This window comes from Pseudomonas sp. CFBP13508, assembly GCF_005233515.1.
GTDB lineage: Bacteria > Pseudomonadota > Gammaproteobacteria > Pseudomonadales > Pseudomonadaceae > Aquipseudomonas > Aquipseudomonas mercuritolerans.
This window is the reverse complement of record NZ_QFZZ01000006.1, coordinates 243,376-260,718: the sequence shown is the minus strand read 5'-3', so window position 1 is coordinate 260,718 and position 17,343 is coordinate 243,376. Positions and strand designations below refer to the sequence as shown.

At 60.6% G+C, this 17,343-nt stretch carries 16 protein-coding genes; 13 read left to right on the top strand and 3 right to left on the bottom strand.

Annotated features, from left to right (window positions below):
* Positions 1-142: 142 nt before the first annotated feature.
* The 9 genes from PspCFBP13508_RS18495 to pdeM all read left to right on the top strand — a co-directional run bounded on the left by PspCFBP13508_RS18495 (position 143) and on the right by pdeM (position 10,753).
* Positions 143-1,177, top strand: a complete 1,035-nt coding sequence (locus PspCFBP13508_RS18495) for a ligase-associated DNA damage response exonuclease (protein WP_137215351.1) — start codon at positions 143-145, stop codon at positions 1,175-1,177.
* Positions 1,174-2,862 carry an ATP-dependent DNA ligase gene (locus PspCFBP13508_RS18490; RefSeq protein WP_137215350.1) on the top strand — a complete coding sequence of 563 codons (1,689 nt, stop codon included), beginning with the start codon at positions 1,174-1,176 and terminating at the stop codon, positions 2,860-2,862. The genes PspCFBP13508_RS18495 and PspCFBP13508_RS18490 overlap by 4 nt, the downstream gene beginning before the upstream one ends.
* 371 nt (positions 2,863-3,233) lie before the next feature.
* Positions 3,234-4,016: a transporter substrate-binding domain-containing protein gene (locus PspCFBP13508_RS18485; protein ID WP_137215349.1), complete on the top strand. Its 783-nt coding sequence runs from the start codon at positions 3,234-3,236 to the stop codon at positions 4,014-4,016.
* 56 nt (positions 4,017-4,072) lie between these two features.
* A complete protein-coding gene (locus PspCFBP13508_RS18480) occupies positions 4,073-4,801 on the top strand; it encodes an ABC transporter permease (protein ID WP_016771383.1) in 729 nt (242 codons plus the stop codon).
* Positions 4,798-5,508, top strand: a complete 711-nt coding sequence (locus PspCFBP13508_RS18475; protein ID WP_130912856.1) for an ABC transporter permease — start codon at positions 4,798-4,800, stop codon at positions 5,506-5,508. Before PspCFBP13508_RS18480 ends, PspCFBP13508_RS18475 begins: the two co-directional genes overlap by 4 nt.
* 27 nt (positions 5,509-5,535) lie before the next feature.
* Positions 5,536-6,654 carry a succinylglutamate desuccinylase/aspartoacylase family protein gene (locus tag PspCFBP13508_RS18470; protein ID WP_130912855.1) on the top strand — a complete coding sequence of 373 codons (1,119 nt, stop codon included), beginning with the start codon at positions 5,536-5,538 and terminating at the stop codon, positions 6,652-6,654.
* A gap of 12 nt (positions 6,655-6,666) precedes the next feature.
* Positions 6,667-7,431, top strand: coding sequence for an ATP-binding cassette domain-containing protein (locus PspCFBP13508_RS18465; RefSeq protein WP_137215348.1), 765 nt, complete (start codon positions 6,667-6,669; stop codon positions 7,429-7,431).
* A gap of 182 nt (positions 7,432-7,613) precedes the next feature.
* Positions 7,614-10,103 carry a ligase-associated DNA damage response DEXH box helicase gene (locus PspCFBP13508_RS18460; RefSeq protein ID WP_137215347.1) on the top strand — a complete coding sequence of 830 codons (2,490 nt, stop codon included), beginning with the start codon at positions 7,614-7,616 and terminating at the stop codon, positions 10,101-10,103.
* Entirely contained in the window at positions 10,094-10,753 is a 660-nt protein-coding gene (gene pdeM / locus PspCFBP13508_RS18455; RefSeq protein WP_038860576.1) for a ligase-associated DNA damage response endonuclease PdeM, read from the top strand. The genes PspCFBP13508_RS18460 and pdeM overlap by 10 nt, the downstream gene beginning before the upstream one ends.
* Before the next feature lie 44 nt (positions 10,754-10,797).
* Here the strand turns inward: pdeM and PspCFBP13508_RS18450 are convergent, their stop codons facing one another.
* Together PspCFBP13508_RS18450 and dcd are read right to left on the bottom strand one after the other, a co-directional pair.
* Positions 10,798-11,007: a hypothetical protein gene (locus PspCFBP13508_RS18450; RefSeq protein WP_016771389.1), complete on the bottom strand. Its 210-nt coding sequence runs from the start codon at positions 11,005-11,007 to the stop codon at positions 10,798-10,800.
* 107 nt (positions 11,008-11,114) lie between these two features.
* Entirely contained in the window at positions 11,115-11,681 is a 567-nt protein-coding gene (gene dcd / locus PspCFBP13508_RS18445; RefSeq protein ID WP_007940589.1) for a dCTP deaminase, read from the bottom strand.
* A 355-nt stretch (positions 11,682-12,036) separates the two neighbouring features.
* Here dcd and PspCFBP13508_RS18440 point away from each other — a divergent pair, with 355 nt between their 5' ends.
* Positions 12,037-12,246, top strand: a complete 210-nt coding sequence (locus tag PspCFBP13508_RS18440; protein ID WP_002554837.1) for a cold-shock protein — start codon at positions 12,037-12,039, stop codon at positions 12,244-12,246.
* Positions 12,247-12,364: 118 nt separating this feature from the next.
* On the opposite strand, the gene PspCFBP13508_RS18435 is transcribed toward PspCFBP13508_RS18440, so the two are convergent.
* The gene (locus PspCFBP13508_RS18435) at positions 12,365-13,372 is read right to left on the bottom strand and encodes a DUF481 domain-containing protein (RefSeq protein ID WP_016771390.1); all 1,008 of its coding nucleotides are present in this window, start codon (positions 13,370-13,372) and stop codon (positions 12,365-12,367) included.
* 165 nt (positions 13,373-13,537) lie between these two features.
* Between PspCFBP13508_RS18435 and PspCFBP13508_RS18430 the strand changes: the two genes are divergently transcribed.
* The 3 genes from PspCFBP13508_RS18430 to PspCFBP13508_RS18420 all read left to right on the top strand — a co-directional run bounded on the left by PspCFBP13508_RS18430 (position 13,538) and on the right by PspCFBP13508_RS18420 (position 17,339).
* Positions 13,538-13,891 (top strand): MGMT family protein, encoded by a 354-nt coding sequence (locus tag PspCFBP13508_RS18430; protein ID WP_071174585.1) that lies wholly within the window; start codon positions 13,538-13,540, stop codon positions 13,889-13,891.
* Positions 13,892-13,934: 43 nt separating this feature from the next.
* A complete protein-coding gene (locus PspCFBP13508_RS18425) occupies positions 13,935-15,494 on the top strand; it encodes an AmpG family muropeptide MFS transporter (RefSeq protein ID WP_137215346.1) in 1,560 nt (519 codons plus the stop codon).
* A gap of 129 nt (positions 15,495-15,623) precedes the next feature.
* The gene (locus PspCFBP13508_RS18420; protein WP_137215345.1) at positions 15,624-17,339 is read left to right on the top strand and encodes a proline--tRNA ligase; all 1,716 of its coding nucleotides are present in this window, start codon (positions 15,624-15,626) and stop codon (positions 17,337-17,339) included.
* Positions 17,340-17,343: the final 4 nt, after the last annotated feature.

Sequence of the window (17,343 nt, the reverse complement as noted above, 5' to 3'; positions counted from 1 at the left end):
GCTGTGCCGGGTCCATATTCAACTCGGTCGGCCCCCTCTCCCTCTGGGAGAGGGCTGGGGTGAGGGTAGCGCTTTAAAGCCGATCGAACTTCCAGCCTCACGCCCGCCTCATAGCTAACAAGCCCCCCATTCCGGTCACGACATGGATCTTGTTATTGCCCGACCTGAAGGTCTCTACTGCCCCGCCGGGGATTTCTATATCGATCCGTGGCGGCCGGTCGAGCGTTCAGTGATCACCCATGCCCATGGCGATCACGCGCGCACCGGTAATCAGCACTACCTGTCGAGCAGCGCCAGCGCCGGGATTCTGCGCGCGCGCCTGGGTCAGGACATCCAGTTGCAAACCCTCGACTACGGCCAACGCCTGACACACCACGGCGTGACCTTGAGTTTTCACCCGGCTGGGCATGTCCTCGGTTCAGCGCAAGTGCGCCTGGAATATGGCGGCGAAGTCTGGGTTGCGTCAGGAGATTACAAGGTCGAGCCGGATGGCACTTGCGCCCCATTCGAACCGGTGCGCTGCCACACGTTCATCACCGAATCGACCTTCGGCCTGCCGATCTATCGCTGGCAGCCGCAGGCGCAGATCTTCGCCGAGATCAATCAGTGGTGGGCGGCCAATATTGCCGCCGGTAAGGCCAGCGTGTTGTTCTGCTATTCCTTCGGCAAGGCGCAGCGGATTCTCCATGGCATTGACGAAACCCTCGGGCCGATCCTCAGCCATGGCGCGGTCGAACCGCTGAACCGCGTCTACCGCGATGCCGGCGTGTACCTGCCGCCGACGATCTACGCGGGCGACGTGAAAAAAAGCGATCCGATCATGCGCCAAGCGCTGGTCATTGCGCCGCCGTCAGCGGGCGGCAGTACCTGGATGCGGCGTTTCGGCGAGTTCAGCGATGCCTTCGCCAGCGGCTGGATGCGCCTGCGCGGAACCCGACGGCGGCGCGGTGTCGATCGCGGTTTCGTCCTCTCCGATCACGCCGATTGGCCCGGCCTGCTCTGGGCGATCAACCAGACCGGCGCGGAACGGGTGATGGTCACCCACGGCTCGATCGGCGTGCTCGTGCGCCATCTGCGCGAACAGGGCCTCGATGCACAAGGCTTCACCACCGAATACGGCGATGACGAAGACGACAACATCGCCAGCGAACCCACCGTTGCCGAGACATCCCCATGAAAGCCTTCGCCGAGTTATATGCCGAACTCGACGCCACCACGTCGAGCAACGCCAAGCTGGCGGCAATGCAGGCGTATTTCGCGCAGGCCGCGCCAGAAGACGCCGCATGGGCGGTGTATTTCCTCTCTGGTGGTCGACCTCGGCAACTGGTACCGGTGCGCATCCTCCGAGAGCTGGCGGTGGAAGTTTCAGGGTTGGAGCCGTGGCTGTTCGAAGAAAGCTATCAGGCCGTCGGCGATCTGGCCGAGACCATTTCTCTGGTGCTGCCGGAAAATCCCCACAGCTCCGAGGCCGGTCTCGCCGAATGGATCGAAGACAGGCTGCTGCCACTGCGCGGCGAAACGCCGGAGTATCTGGCGCGGCAGCTGCCAATGTTGTGGGCACAACTGGACCGGCCGAGCCTGATGCTGTGCATCAAGCTGATCACCGGCAGTTTCCGCGTTGGCGTGTCGAAGTTGCTGGTCACCCGCGCCCTGGCGTCGATGGCCGGGCTCGACAGCAAACGCGTGGCTCAGCGTCTGGTCGGTTACACCGATCTGTCGAACCGACCGAACGCCGCCAGTTATCTGAAACTGATCGCCCCGGAATCAGCCGACGAACATGCCCAGCGCGGCGGCCAGCCCTACCCGTTCTTTCTTGCCCACGCCTTGTCGCAACCGGTCGAGGAATTCGACGCCCTGCTCGGCCCGGCCAGCGACTGGCAGGTGGAATGGAAGTGGGACGGTATCCGCGCGCAAGTGGTCAAGCGCGACGGCAAGCTGTGGGTGTGGTCGCGCGGCGAGGAACTGGTGACCGAGCGCTTCCCCGAGTTCGATGTGCTGGTCCACGGCTTGCCCGACGGCACGGTGATCGACGGCGAAATCGTCGTTTGGAAGAGTACCCATCCGACGACTGAAGATGCCTTCGATCCGCAATCCGATGAGCCGCCGGCCGTGCAACCGTTCGCCCTGCTGCAACAACGCATCGGTCGCAAGACGCTCGACAAGAAGATTCTCGAAGAAGTGCCGGTGGTGCTGCTGGCCTACGACCTGCTGGAATGGCAGGGCGAAGACTGGCGCAACCAGCCGCAGGTCAAGCGCCGTGCGCAACTCGAAGAGGTGATCGCGCGCTGCAACAGCCCCGTACTGCTACCCTCCCCTGTATTGACCGGCGAAGACTGGCTCGACCTCGGCCGCCAGCGCGAAGCGTCACGCAAACTCGGCGTCGAGGGCATGATGCTCAAGGCCCGCGATTCGCTGTATGGCGTCGGCCGGACCAAAGACATGGGCGTGTGGTGGAAGTGGAAGGTCGACCCGTTCAGCGTCGACGCGGTACTGATTTATGCCCAGCGTGGACACGGCCGCCGTGCCAGTCTGTACAGCGATTACACCTTCGCCGTGTGGGACGGCCCGCCGGAATCCAGCCAGCGCTCGCTGGTGCCGTTTGCCAAGGCGTATTCGGGGCTGACCGATGAAGAGATGCGTCAGGTCGACAGCATCGTGCGCAAGACCACCGTGGAGAAATTCGGCCCGGTCAGCAGCGTGAAACCGAGCCTGGTGTTCGAACTCGGCTTCGAGGGCATCGCCCTGTCGCGCCGACACAAGAGCGGCATCGCCGTGCGCTTCCCGCGCATGCTGCGCTGGCGCAAGGACAAGAACGTCGAAGAAGCCGACAGCCTCGCGACTCTGCAAGACTTGTTGGCCTGATTCATTCTCGACACATCGCAGAATCCTGTGGCGAGGGGATTTATCCCCGCTGGGCTGCGCAGCGGCCCCCAGCAATTTCCCCCTGAAAATCGTGAACTCAGGTTTTTGCGCCTGCTGCGCAGCCGATCGGGGATAAAGCCCCTCGCCACAGTTTCAACTGCTCTGAGCCACGCGCTTGAACCGAAACAGTGCATGCAAACAGCAATGCCCGTTTCCGGGCATTCAACTACCCTTGCCTCTCTCCACTCGACCTTTTAAAACACCTGTTCGGCACTCTGGTTCGGAAATTGCTACTTTCTATAGGTCGTAAGCGTTGCAGTAACAATAATTCTGCGCCACAAGCGCTCATATTGGTTCTTAGGGATTGAATAATGAAAAAAGCATTGCTGACCCTTTCTGCACTGGCGTTGTGCATGGCCGCCGGCTCCGCGCTGGCCAAGGAATACAAAGAGCTGCGCTTTGGCGTTGACCCTTCGTACGCACCGTTCGAGTCGAAAGCGGCCGATGGCAGCCTGGTCGGGTTCGATATCGATCTGGGCAACGCGATCTGCGCCGAACTGAAGGTCAAGTGCAAATGGGTCGAAAGCGATTTCGACGGCATGATTCCGGGCCTCAAGGCCAACAAGTTCGACGGTGTGATCTCCTCGATGACCGTGACCCCGGCGCGCGAGAAGGTCATCGACTTCTCCAGCGAACTGTTTTCCGGCCCGACCGCTTATGTGTTCAAGAAAGGCTCCGGCATCACCGCCGATGTCGCTTCGCTCAAGGGCAAAACCGTTGGCTATGAGCAAGGCACCATTCAGGAAGCCTATGCCAAAGCCGTGCTGGACAAGGCCGGTGTGAAAACCCACGCCTATCAGAACCAGGATCAGGTGTACTCCGACCTGACCTCCGGCCGTCTCGACGCCGGTATCCAGGACATGCTGCAAGCCGAACTGGGCTTTTTGAAGTCGCCAAAAGGCGCCGATTATGAAATCAGCCAGCCGGTCGACAGCGAATTGCTGCCGTCGAAAACCGCTATCGGTATCAAGAAAGGTAACACTGAGCTGAAAGCACTTTTGGATAAAGGTATCAAAGCGTTACACGACGACGGCAAATACGCCGAGATCCAAAAGAAACACTTTGGCGACCTGAATCTGTACAGCGGCAAATAATGCCCCGGCGCCCATCCTCGATGGGCGCCTTTTCCATCCGCTCAGGTTGCTGATTTATGTTTGAAACCCTCCTGCAAAATCTGGGGCTGGCCTCGTTCAGTCTGCAGGGCTTCGGCCCGTTGCTGCTGCAAGGCACCTGGATGACCATCAAATTATCGGCGATGTCGCTGCTGGTGGCCGTGTTGCTCGGCCTGCTCGGCGCCAGTGCCAAACTGTCGAAAGTAAAACTGGTGCGCCTGCCCGCGCAGCTCTACACCACGCTGATTCGCGGCGTGCCGGATCTGGTGCTGATGCTGTTGATCTTCTACAGCCTGCAAACCTGGCTGACGTCACTGACCGACTACATGGAATGGGAATACATCGAAATCGACCCGTTCAGCGCCGGCGTGCTGACGCTGGGCTTCATTTATGGCGCGTATTTCACCGAGACCTTCCGTGGCGCGATCCTCGCGGTGCCGCGTGGTCAGGTCGAAGCCGCCACCGCGTATGGCCTCAAACGTGGCCAGCGTTTTCGCTTCGTGGTGTTTCCGCAAATGATGCGTTTTGCCCTCCCAGGCATCGGCAACAACTGGATGGTCATGCTCAAGGCCACCGCACTGGTGTCGATCATCGGTCTGGCCGATCTGGTCAAGGCTGCCCAGGACGCCGGTAAAAGCACCTATCAACTGTTCTACTTTCTGGTCCTTGCCGCTTTGATCTATCTGCTGATCACCAGTGCTTCGAACTTCATCCTGCGCTGGCTCGAACGCCGCTACGCCGCCGGTGCCCGGGAGGCCGTACGATGATCGAACTTCTCCAGGAATATTGGCGCGCCTTCCTTTATACCGACGGCCAGAACATCACCGGGCTGGCGATGACGATGTGGCTGCTGACCGCCTCGATCTGCATCGGCTTCGTCGTCTCGATCCCATTGTCGATTGCCCGCGTCTCGCCGCACTTCTACGTTCGCTGGCCGGTGCAGTTCTACACCTACCTGTTCCGTGGCACGCCGCTGTATATCCAGTTGCTGATCTGCTACACCGGCATCTACAGCCTCGCCGCCGTGCGCGAACAGCCGATCCTCGACAGTTTCTTTCGCGACGCGATGAACTGCACGATCCTCGCTTTCGCGCTCAATACCTGCGCGTACACCACGGAGATTTTCGCCGGGGCGATTCGCAGCATGAACCACGGTGAAGTCGAAGCGGCCAAGGCTTATGGCCTGACCGGCTGGAAGCTGTACGCCTACGTGATCATGCCGTCGGCCTTACGCCGTTCGTTGCCTTACTACAGCAACGAAGTGATCCTGATGCTGCACTCGACGACCGTGGCGTTCACCGCGACCATTCCCGATATTCTGAAAGTCGCGCGGGATGCCAACTCGGCGACCTTCCTGACCTTCCAGTCATTCGGCATCGCCGCGCTGATCTACCTGACCATTACATTTGCGCTGGTCGGTCTGTTCCGCCTTGCCGAACGCCGCTGGCTGGCCTTCCTCGGGCCGACTCACTAGCACCGGTTTGAAAATAAAGAGATAACAATGCGCCACCAGATTCATGACTTGCTGGCCCCGCTGCCGGGGACCGCACGGCAGATTCACAGTTTCCACTTCGGCCCACAGCAGGCCAAGGGCAAGGTGTACATTCAGGCCTCGCTGCATGCCGACGAACTGCCGGGCATGCTGGTCGCCTGGCACCTCAAGCAGCGTCTGGCCGAGCTGGAAGCTGCCGGCCGCCTGCGCAGCGAAATCGTCCTCGTGCCGGTGGCCAACCCGGTCGGCCTCGAACAAGTGCTGATGGACGTGCCGCTGGGCCGTTACGACCTGGAGAGCGGGCAGAACTTCAATCGCTGGTTCGTCGACCTCAGCGAAGAAATCGGCAACGCCATCGAAGGCCAGTTGGACGACGATGCGCAGCACAACCTCGAACTGATCCGCGCCAGCCTGCGCAACGCCCTCGACCGTCAGAAGCCGACCACACAACTGCAATCCCAGCGTCTGACCCTGCAACGCCTGGCCTGCGATGCCGACATGGTGCTGGACTTGCACTGCGACTTCGAATCGGTGGTGCACCTGTACACCACGCCCGAAGCCTGGCCACAGGTCGAGCCCTTGGCGCGCTATATCGAAGCGCAGGCCAGCCTGCTTGCTACCGATTCCGGCGGGCAATCGTTCGACGAGTGCTTCACCCTGCTCTGGTGGCAACTGCGCGAGCGCTTCGGTGAGCAGTTCGAGATTCCGCTGGGCAGCTTCTCGGTGACCGTCGAATTGCGCGGCCAGGGTGACGTCAATCACCCACTGGCCAGCCGCGATTGTCAGGCGCTGATCGATTATCTGATCCAGTTCGACGCCATCGTCGGCGAGACCAAGCCGCAACCGCCACTGCCGTACCCGGCCACGCCGCTGGCCGGGGTCGAACCGGTGACCACGCCAGTCGGCGGCCTGCTGGTGTACTGCGCGACACCCGGCCAATACCTGGAAGCTGGCCAGCAGATCGCCGAAATCATCGACCCGGTCCACGACAAGGTCACCCCCATTCATTGCACCGCCGCCGGCCTGCTGTATGCGCGCTCGCTGCGGCGCATGGCCACTGCCGGCATGGTCATCGCCCACGTCGCGGGCGCCCAGGCCTATCGCAGCGGCTACCTACTTTCGCCTTGAGGATGCTCGTCCATGTACAAACTGACCGTTGAAGGCCTGCACAAAAGCTATGGCGATCATCAGGTGCTCAAAGGCGTTTCGCTCAAGGCCAAAACCGGCGACGTGATCAGCCTGATCGGCGCCAGCGGCTCGGGCAAAAGCACCTTTTTGCGCTGCATCAATTTCCTTGAACAACCCAATGACGGCGCCATGAGCCTTGATGGCCAATCGATCCGCATGGTCACCGACCGCCACGGCATGCACGTCGCCGACGCCGATGAACTGCAACGCCTGCGCACGCGGTTGGCGATGGTGTTCCAGCATTTCAACCTGTGGAGCCACATGACCGTGCTGGAAAACATCACCATGGCCCCGCGCCGGGTGCTCGGTTGCAGCAAACAGGAAGCCGAGGATCGCGCCCGACGTTATCTGGACAAAGTCGGCTTGCCGGCGCGGGTCGCCGATCAATACCCGGCGTTTCTGTCCGGCGGTCAGCAACAGCGCGTGGCGATCGCCCGGGCACTGGCGATGGAACCGGAAGTGATGCTGTTCGACGAACCGACCTCGGCACTCGACCCGGAACTGGTCGGCGAAGTGCTGAAAGTGATTCAGGGTCTGGCCGAGGAAGGTCGGACGATGATCATGGTTACCCATGAAATGAGTTTTGCGCGCAAGGTGTCGAATCAGGTGCTGTTTCTGCATCAGGGCTTGGTGGAAGAAGAAGGCGCGCCGGAAGAGGTGCTGGGCAATCCCAAGAGTGAACGGCTGAAGCAGTTCCTCAGCGGCAATCTCAAATAACGCCGTACACAATTCCCCTGTAGGAGCTGCCGAAGGCTGCGATCTTTTGACTCTGCCTCAAAGATCAAAAGATCGCAGCCTCGTTTCACTCGTCAGCTCCTACAAGGGAATCGCGTTGTTTTAAACCTTTGGTCTGTTGCTGTGGTCTCTGAAACAACACCTCCAGAGCGCACGCAGCCGGCATGGCGAAATCCCCCGACTTTGCAAAAACCTGGTTCAGCGCCCGCGACTGGAAGCCGTTCGCCTTTCAGAAACAGGTGTGGGCGGCGGTGAAAAACGGTGAGTCCGGATTGCTCCACGCCAGCACCGGCGCCGGCAAAACCTATGCGGTGTGGTTTGCTGCGCTCAACCGCTTCGCCCGTCTGCAACCGCCCGTGGCCATACCGCGCAAACGCAAACCGCCGGCCGAGCCGTTGACGGTGCTGTGGATCACGCCGATGCGCGCCCTCGCCGCCGATACCGCCCGCGCGCTGCAAAGCCCGGTAGATGATTTACAGATTCCGTGGAGCATCGGCCTACGCACCGGCGACACCAGCAGCAGCGAACGCGCCCGCCAGGGCCGACGCCTGCCGACGACGCTGATCACCACCCCGGAAAGCCTGACTCTGCTACTCGCCCGCGCCGATGCGCGCACGGCGTTGTCGAGCCTGCGCATGATCGTCGTCGATGAATGGCACGAGTTGCTCGGCAACAAGCGTGGCGTGCAATTGCAACTGGCCCTCGCCCGCCTGCGTCATTGGCAGCCGGAACTGATCGTTTGGGGCGTGTCCGCCACCCTCGGTAATCAATCCCACGCCGAGCAAGTGCTGATCCCACAGGGCGGCGGCGTCAGTGTTCAGGGCAAAAGCGAAAAAACCCTGCAAGTCGACACCCTGCTGCCACCGGCCATCGAGCGTTTCCCCTGGGCCGGCCACATCGGTCTGAAGATGCTGCCGCAAGTGGTGGCCGAACTCGACGCCTGCGCCAGCAGCCTGGTGTTCACCAACACCCGCGCACAATCGGAGATCTGGTATCAGGCGCTGCTGGAAGCGCGGCCGGACTGGGCCGGGTTGATCGCGCTGCACCACAGCTCACTGTCCCGCGATACCCGCGATTGGGTCGAGCAGGCGTTGAAGAATGGCCAGTTGAAAGCAGTGGTGTGCACCTCGAGCCTGGACTTGGGTGTGGATTTCCTCCCGGTTGAGCGCGTATTGCAAATCGGCTCGGCGAAAGGCGTCGCGCGACTGATGCAACGTGCCGGGCGTTCCGGCCACGCGCCGGGGCGCACCTCGCGGGTCACTTTGGTCCCGACTCACAGCCTGGAGCTGATCGAAGCGGTTGCCGCACGCGACGCCGTCGAACAGCGGCGCATCGAGCCGCGTCTGTCACCGCACAAGCCGCTGGATGTGCTGGTCCAGCATTTGGTCAGCATGGCCCTTGGTGGTGGCTTTATTCCTGAAGACTTGTACGAAGAAGTCCGTGGTGCCTGGGCTTATCGTGACCTGACAGCGGCAGACTGGGCCTGGGCGCTGGCGTTCGTACGCCACGGCGGGATGTCTCTTACAGCGTATCCGGATTACCGCCGGGTGGAGCCGGACGAACACGGCGTCTGGCGTGTGCCGGATGCGCGTCTGGCACGGCGCCATCGCATGAGCATCGGCACCATCGTCAGCGACGCGAGCATCAACCTGAAATTCTGGAGCAAGGGCGGCGGCGGCAAACAACTGGGCAGCGTCGAGGAAGGCTTTATCGCCCGGCTGAAACCCGGCGATGGTTTCCTCTTCGCCGGCCGCCTGCTGGAGTTGGTACGGGTAGAAAACATGACCGCCTACGTCAAACGCAGCACCGCGAAAAAAGCCGCCGTGCCGCGCTGGAATGGCGGGCGCATGCCGTTATCCAACGAACTGGCCGAAGCGGTGGTGGCGCGCTTCAGTGCTGCTGCTGAAGGTGAGTTCAACGGTCCGGAGATGCAGGCGCTGCGACCGCTGCTGGAAACACAGATACGCTGGTCTGGCCTGCCCACCACGAAAAATCTGCTGGCCGAGGTGCTGAAATCCCGCGAAGGCTGGCATCTTTTCCTCTATCCGTTCGCCGGGCGTCAGGTGCATCTGGGACTGGCGAGCCTGCTGGCGTGGCGCGTCAGTCAGCGGCAACCGGTGACCTTCTCGATTGCCGTGAATGATTACGGCCTGGAACTGCTCAGCGCCACGCCGGTGGATTGGGCCGCGCATCTCGACGCTCACCTGTTCAACGCCGATGGCCTGTTGCTGGATGTGCTGGCCAGTCTCAATGCCGGTGAACTGGCGTTGCGCCGCTTCCGCGAAATCGCGCGCATCGCCGGGCTGGTCTTCGCCGGGTATCCGGGCGCACCGAAAAGCACCCGCCAGGTGCAGGCGTCGAGCGGCTTGTTTTTCCAGGTGTTCAAACAATATGACGCCGACAACCTGCTGCTGGCCCAGGCTGGGGAAGAAGTCCTACGCGAGGAACTGGATATTCGTCGTTTGGAGCAGACATTGGAGCGGATCAATCGGATGAAACTCGACGTGCATCAGGTTAAACGCCCTACACCGCTGGGCTTTCCGCTGCTGGTGGAGCGGATGCGCGAGAGCATGAGTTCGGAAAAACTGGCTGACAGGATCAGAAGAATGGTCGGTGACCTGGAAAAAACCGCTGATAACGGAAAATCGTCGTGAGTGCGTACCCGGTGCGTTTGGCCGGTGAGGAGTTGTGGTTGCTGCCGGAGAAAGCGCTGTACTGGCCAGCGCAGGAGGCGCTGCTGATCGCCGACGTGCATTTCGGTAAGGCGGCGGCCTATCGCAGCCTCGGCCAGCCGGTGCCCCATGGCACAACGGCGAGCAACATCGAGGTAATCGACGCGTTGCTGGCGCGGTTGCCGTGTCGCCAGTTGATCTTCCTCGGGGATTTTCTGCATGGGCCTGGTTCCCATGTCCCGACCACACTGAATGCGCTGGCAGAGTGGCGAGCGCGCCACGCTGACCTGCCGATGACGCTGATTCGCGGCAACCACGACAAACGCGCGGGCGACCCGCCGGCCTCGCTGAATATCCGCGTAGTGCCAGAGCCGCTGTTACTCGGGCCGTTTGCCTTGCAGCATGAGCCCGATGCGCATCCGGAACGGCACGTGCTCGCCGGCCATGTGCACCCGGTCTATCGGCTGCATGGCAAAGGTCGGCAGAGTCTGCGCCTGGCTTGTTTCAGACTCGGTGAGCGCATCAGCCTGATGCCGGCATTCGGTGCGTTTACTGGCGGCTATCAGGTCGAGCGCGACGACAGTTGCAAGGTCTTCGTGATCGGCGACAACGAAATATGGCCCGTCAGCTAGATCGCAAATCGATCAGACTGACGGGCCATATTCATGACAGTGGATCAGGCAACAGGCGCCGGAGGCGGCTCGTCCGGCAGCGTCGGTTCGCCTGGTTCGGTCGGTTGTTCGTTGGGAGTATCGGGATCGGGCTGGCCGGGTACGCCGCCGGACAGGCTCAAAGACGGATTCGCCAGTAACGACCAGGCCAGAACGCCTATCTGATTGGGCTCAAGCCTTGCCAGTTCAGCGCTGATTCGCGGGTCGATCTTCATAGGGCACTCCTCAGTGAAGGCCCGAATTTGTGTGTAACAAAAACGGGCAGTACACCCCATAGAGTGTCTGCCCGCCAAAGAATTCCCGACATCCGTCGGATGGTCGATCAGGTACGCGGCAAGGTTACGCCACGCTGGCCCTGATATTTGCCGCCACGATCCTTGTAGGAAACTTCACATTCTTCATCGGATTCGAGGAAGAGCATCTGCGCCACGCCTTCGTTGGCGTAGATTTTCGCCGGCAGATTGGTGGTGTTCGAGAACTCCAGCGTCACATGACCTTCCCACTCAGGCTCGAGCGGAGTGACGTTGACGATGATGCCGCAGCGCGCGTAGGTGCTTTTACCCAGGCAGATGGTCAGCACGTTGCGCGGAATGCGGAAGTACTCGACGGTGCTGGCCAGGGCGAAGGAGTTCGGCGGAATGATGCAGACGTCGCTGTGGATGTCGACGAAGCTGCCGGCGTCGAAGTTCTTCGGGTCGACAATGGCCGAGTTGATGTTGGTGAACACCTTGAAGTGGTTGGTGCAACGCACGTCGTAGCCGTAGCTCGACACGCCGTAGGAAATCACCCGGCTGTCGTCGCTGCCGCGCATCTGGCGCTCGACGAACGGTTCGATCATGCCGTGTTCCTGCGCCATGCGGCGAATCCACTTGTCCGATTTGATGCTCATGGCGGGTTTGTCCTGAATAGCGAGGTGGAAAAATTCTGTCCGGCATCTTACCGGGCGCGTCGCCGCGATCAAAGTGCGCAACGCAATTCTCGGCGAACACCCCGTATTTACGCGCTGTGGCGACGAACCGTCGCACCGCCGATCCCTAAAACACAGAATCCTTTGCAAGAAACATTGGCACGTTCCGGAAAAAGGGTTAAGGTGGCGTCACTGTGTTGCTTGTGTCACTGAGAATCTCTACACGATATGTTGAATTTCGATCCAACCATCTACAAGAATTTTTCCTGCTCTTTGCACTCAGTCTCGGCCAGGGTTCTTCCTGAGTCGCAGTTATCTTTGTTCAAGGAGTTACACCATGTCTAATCGCCAAACCGGTACCGTTAAGTGGTTCAACGATGAAAAAGGCTTCGGCTTCATCACTCCACAATCCGGTGACGACCTGTTCGTTCACTTCAAAGCTATCCAATCCGACGGCTTCAAAAGCCTGAAAGAAGGCCAACAGGTTTCTTTCATCGCTACCCGCGGTCAGAAAGGCATGCAAGCTGAAGAAGTACAAGTTATCTAACTTGTAGCTTCTTTAGAAAAGAGCCCCGCCCTTAAAAGCGGGGCTTTTTTGTGGGCGCCTGTTTTGTTCAGGCAAAAAAAATCGCAGCCCGAAAGGCTGCGATTTTTTGTTTGTGCTTTTACCAGGCCACGCCAAACCCTGCGGTATAACGGGTCTTGTTCAGATCCGCATCGTTGGTGCCGCTGATGATGTCGCGCTCGGCCTTTAGGTTGAGCGACGCCCAGTCGGTGACCTTGTAGCGCAGGCCCAGCTCGGCATCCAGCGCGTAATCGGCAACGCCCGACAGCGGCTTGCCGACTTCGCCATTGGTGAAGAACTCGACCTTCTTGCCGATCAGGTAGCGGTTGTAGTCCCACTTCATCGCGACGGAATAGAAGTTGTCCTTGCTGCCATCGCGGTATTCATAGTCGGTGCGGTTGAGCAACGAGCCCAGCGAGAACGCGCCGAGTTCGTCGTCCCAGAACTGGTAGCCGGGACCGGTACCGACCACGCGCTGACGCGCCAGCTCTTCGATGTGATCACGCTTGTAGTTGATGCGTCCCTGCCAGAACCACTGATCGGTGAGGAAGCGGTCGAGGGAGTATTCGGCGCGCCAGTTGTTGGTGGTGGTTTCCGCATCCTGGACTTCGCGGTTGTACTCGCCCTCGCCGGTATGCCGCCAGCGGCCATGGCGAGCAGAAGTCTTGAAGGCAACGTCGTAATCGTCGGTGTCCTTTTCGGCGCGCTGATAGTCCAGCGCCAGATCGACGTTGCCCTTCCACACCAGGTCGGTGACGATCGGCTTGGGCTTGAGTATCTGCTGAATGCTCGCCAATTCGACAGTCTTCGGCTCCTCGCCGTTAGCCAGGGTGACCTTGCCATCGTCGGCCGCGGTGAGCGACTTCGACACTTCGCCGGCATAGGCGTCCTGCTTGACCAGCAGATGCTGATCGCTGTCGAGGGTCTTGACCTCTTTCCAGTCAATCGCCACTGCGCCAGCGTATTTGGTCTGGATCAACAGCTTGCCGCCGTCGAATACCGTGATAGTGCCACTCAGCTTGTCGCCGTTTTTCAACCAGACGGTGTCGGCAAGCAGGGGCGTGGACGCGCTGAAAACAGCAAGGCACAACAGGGTTCTGGGGAACATAAGCAGATCGGGGGCTCGGAGTTGGCGAAAAGGGTCGGCATTATCCGGAGGATTTTGCCCATGACAAGGACTGACCGGACTATTTCAATTGAGTTCATTTCTCAATTGCGCCACGAGCGATTACCCTTGTCGCCATCATCACGCCAATGCTCAGGAGCCGCGTACGTGAAAGACCCGCTCGACAGCGTCGAAAATGATGCGCAAATCCGACGCACGGCACTCTACTCGACGCTCGCGCAAGTGCCTGAAGGCAAAGTCGTCAGTTATGGCCAGTTGGCCGAACTTGCCGGGCTGGGCCGCGCCGCGCGCTGGGTCGGGCGGACTTTGAGCCAGTTGCCTGGCGACACCAGGCTGCCCTGGCACCGCGTACTCGGCGCCGGCGGGCGCATCAGCCTGCCGGTCGGCAGCCCCTCCGGTGATGAACAACGCGCGCGATTGCGCATGGAAGGCATTACCGTCCAGAACAATCGTGTGGATATTCGGCGCCATGGCTGGCGTCCGGTAGAGCACAGCGGTTAGAGTGCGCGCTTTGTTTTCGCAATTTTGAGGCAGACTTCAGCCCATGCCCCGTAAAACCTGGCGCGCCGCGCTCGCCGCCTATGCCAGTCCTTCGACGCTCGTGCTGTTGTTGCTCGGTTTTGCCGCCGGCCTGCCGTACATGCTGGTGTTCTCGACGCTCTCCGTGTGGCTGCGTGAAGCGGGCGTGGCCCGTGAAACCATCGGCTATGCCAGCCTCATCGGCCTGGCGTATGCGTTCAAATGGGTCTGGTCACCGCTGCTCGACCAATGGCGCCTGCCTTTGCTGGGCAAGCTCGGCCGCCGCCGTTCGTGGCTGGTGCTTTCCCAGGCGCTGGTAATTCTCGGGCTGATCGGCATGGGTTTCTGTGATCCGCAGAAACATTTGTCCTGGCTGATCGCCATTGCCGTCGTCGTCGCCTTCGCCTCGGCCACGCAAGATATCGCAGTCGACGCTTACCGTTTGGAAATCGCCGATGACAGCCGCCAGGCCGCGCTCGCCGCCAGCTATATGTCCGGCTACCGCGTTGCCGCCCTGCTCGCCACCGCCGGCGCGCTGTTCTTCGCCGAAGGTTTCGGCTCAACTGGCTTCAACTATAAGCACGCGGCATGGACCGGCACTTATGTGCTGTTCGGCGCATTGATGGTGCCCGCGCTGCTGACCACGCTGTTCATGCGCGAACCACCGGTGCCGTTGCGCACGCAGTTGCAGGCCGGGCGCTACACGTTCATGCATCAACTGATGTCGGTATTCGTGCTGATCGTTTTGCTGGTTTCCGTGCCGGCGATGTTCACCCAGCTGTACAACACCGATTTCGCTGGCGTGCTGTTCGGTGACATGAGCCCGCTCGATTTGCTGCTCGAAGACCGCGCCTTTCTGCGCGCCATCCTCTACATATTGCTCACCGGCATGTGTCTGTCGGCCATGGGCCGGCGCGGACTGGCGCCGGTACTGACGCCGGTGAATGACTTCATCCTGCGTTATCGCTGGCAGGCGCTGTTGCTGCTGGGCCTGATCGCCACCTATCGCATGTCCGACACGGTAATGGGCGTGATGGCCAACGTGTTCTACATCGACCAGGGCTTCACCAAGGATCAGATCGCCAGTGTCAGCAAGATTTTCGGCCTGATCATGACCCTCGTCGGCGCCGGCATGGGTGGCCTGTTGATCGTGCGTTTCGGCATTCTGCCGATCCTGTTTATCGGTGGTGTGGCTTCGGCAGGAACCAACCTGCTGTTCGTCATGCTCGCCGACATGGGGCCGAACCTGCAGATGCTGGTGGTGACCATTTCCCTCGACAACTTCAGCTCGGGCCTGGCGACATCGGCGTTCGTCGCCTACTTGTCGAGCCTGACCAACCTCAAGTTCTCCGCTACGCAATACGCCCTGCTCAGCTCGATCATGTTGCTGCTGCCGCGCCTGATGGGCGGCTATTCCGGCGTGCTGGTCGAGAAGTTCGGCTATCACAGCTTCTTCCTCATCACCGCCCTGCTCGGCGTGCCGACGCTGCTACTGATCGCGCTGCACTGGTTTCAGGAGCGCCGCCGCGAAGGACAAACACCGGCGCCCGAGCCTGCACCGACGCCCGTCACCGAAGAATCGTAGGACGCTTCGCCAGTGGTGGGAGGAATCCCGCCACTCGACCTCTGTGCCGGCCACACTTCTGTACGTCAGCAAAACTCGCCGGTACACTGCTCCGTCATTTCCAGTCATAGCAACCGACAACGGCCAACCATGCGCACCAGTCAATTTTTGCTCGCCACACAGAAAGAAACGCCTTCCGACGCGGTCGTGATCAGCCACCAGCTGATGCTGCGCGCCGGCATGATCCGCAAGCTTGCCTCGGGCCTGTATACCTGGCTGCCGATGGGCCTGCGAGTCATGCGCAAGGTCGAAGCCATCGTTCGCGAAGAGATGAACGCTGCCGGTTCTCTGGAAGTGTTGATGCCGAGCACCCAACCGGCCGAGCTGTGGCAGGAATCGGGGCGCTGGGAAGAATACGGCCCTGAGCTGCTGCGCATCAAAGACCGCCACGGTCGTGATTTCTGCGCGGGCCCGACCCACGAAGAAGTGATCACAGATCTGATGCGCAACGAGTTGAGCAGCTACAAACAGCTGCCAATCAACCTGTACCAGATCCAGACCAAATTCCGTGACGAAATCCGCCCACGCTTCGGTTTGATGCGCGGCCGCGAATTCATCATGAAGGACGCTTACTCGTTCCACGCAGATCAGGCGTCGCTGCAGATCACTTATGACCGCATGCATGAAGCCTACTGCAACATCTTCACGCGCCTGGGCCTGAAATTCCGTCCGGTTGAAGCCGACAACGGTTCGATCGGTGGTGCCGGTTCCCACGAGTTCCATGTGCTGGCCGAATCCGGCGAAGACGATATCGTTTTCAGCAACGGTTCCGACTACGCGGCGAACATCGAAAAAGCCGAAGCGGTGCCACGGGAAACCTCGCGCCCTGCGCCAACCGAAGAACTGCGTCTGGTCGACACGCCGGACACCAAAACCATCGCGGCGCTGGTGGAAAAATTCAATCTGCCGATTGAAAAGACCATCAAGACCCTGATCGTCCATGCCGAAGAAGAAGGCAAGCTGATCGCGCTGGTGATTCGTGGCGACCACGAACTGAACGAAATCAAGGCTGCCAACCAGCCTGGCGTGGCCAGCCCGCTGGTCATGGCCTCTGATGCCGAACTGCGTGACGCGATTGGCGCCGGCGCCGGTTCGCTCGGCCCGCTGAACCTGCCGCTGCCGATCATCATCGACCGCTCGGTCGCGATGATGAGCGACTTCGGCATTGGTGCGAACATCGACGACAAGCACTATTTTGGCGTGAACTGGGACCGCGATCTGCCGGTTCCGACCGTTGCCGACCTGCGCAACGTCGTCGCTGGCGACCCAAGCCCGGACGGCAAAGGCACGCTGGAAATCAAGCGCGGCATCGAAGTCGGTCACATTTTCCAGCTGGGCAACAAGTACAGCAAGGCGATGAAATGTGAAGTGCTGGGTGAGAACGGCAAGCCGGTGACCCTGGAAATGGGTTGCTACGGCATCGGCGTATCGCGCGTGGTGGCTGCTGCCATCGAGCAGAACAACGACGCCAACGGCATTATCTGGAGCGACACCCTGGCGCCATTCCAGATCGCGCTGGTACCGCTGCGCTATGAAACCGAACAGGTGCGCGAAGCCACCGACAAGCTGTACGCCGACCTCACGGCTGCCGGTTTTGAAGTGCTGCTGGACGATCGCGACAAGAAAACCAGCCCGGGCATCAAGTTCGCAGACATGGAGCTGATCGGCATTCCACACCGGATCGTGGTCAGCGACCGCGGCCTTGCCGAAGGCAACCTGGAATACAAGAGTCGCACCGAAGGCGAGGCGCAAGCCTTGCCGGTGGCCGATGTTGTGTCCTTCCTTCAGGCCCGTATCCGCCGCTGAAACC

Coding starts and splice junctions, on each gene's coding strand:
- PspCFBP13508_RS18495 (WP_137215351.1), top strand. CDS start 143: ATGGATCTTGTTATTGCCCGACCTGAAGGTCTCTACTGCCCCGCCGGG.
- PspCFBP13508_RS18490 (WP_137215350.1), top strand. CDS start 1,174: ATGAAAGCCTTCGCCGAGTTATATGCCGAACTCGACGCCACCACGTCG.
- PspCFBP13508_RS18485 (WP_137215349.1), top strand. CDS start 3,234: ATGAAAAAAGCATTGCTGACCCTTTCTGCACTGGCGTTGTGCATGGCC.
- PspCFBP13508_RS18480 (WP_016771383.1), top strand. CDS start 4,073: ATGTTTGAAACCCTCCTGCAAAATCTGGGGCTGGCCTCGTTCAGTCTG.
- PspCFBP13508_RS18475 (WP_130912856.1), top strand. CDS start 4,798: ATGATCGAACTTCTCCAGGAATATTGGCGCGCCTTCCTTTATACCGAC.
- PspCFBP13508_RS18470 (WP_130912855.1), top strand. CDS start 5,536: ATGCGCCACCAGATTCATGACTTGCTGGCCCCGCTGCCGGGGACCGCA.
- PspCFBP13508_RS18465 (WP_137215348.1), top strand. CDS start 6,667: ATGTACAAACTGACCGTTGAAGGCCTGCACAAAAGCTATGGCGATCAT.
- PspCFBP13508_RS18460 (WP_137215347.1), top strand. CDS start 7,614: ATGGCGAAATCCCCCGACTTTGCAAAAACCTGGTTCAGCGCCCGCGAC.
- PspCFBP13508_RS18450 (WP_016771389.1), bottom strand. CDS start 11,007: ATGAAGATCGACCCGCGAATCAGCGCTGAACTGGCAAGGCTTGAGCCC.
- dcd (WP_007940589.1), bottom strand. CDS start 11,681: ATGAGCATCAAATCGGACAAGTGGATTCGCCGCATGGCGCAGGAACAC.
- PspCFBP13508_RS18440 (WP_002554837.1), top strand. CDS start 12,037: ATGTCTAATCGCCAAACCGGTACCGTTAAGTGGTTCAACGATGAAAAA.
- PspCFBP13508_RS18435 (WP_016771390.1), bottom strand. CDS start 13,372: ATGTTCCCCAGAACCCTGTTGTGCCTTGCTGTTTTCAGCGCGTCCACG.
- PspCFBP13508_RS18425 (WP_137215346.1), top strand. CDS start 13,935: ATGCCCCGTAAAACCTGGCGCGCCGCGCTCGCCGCCTATGCCAGTCCT.
- PspCFBP13508_RS18420 (WP_137215345.1), top strand. CDS start 15,624: ATGCGCACCAGTCAATTTTTGCTCGCCACACAGAAAGAAACGCCTTCC.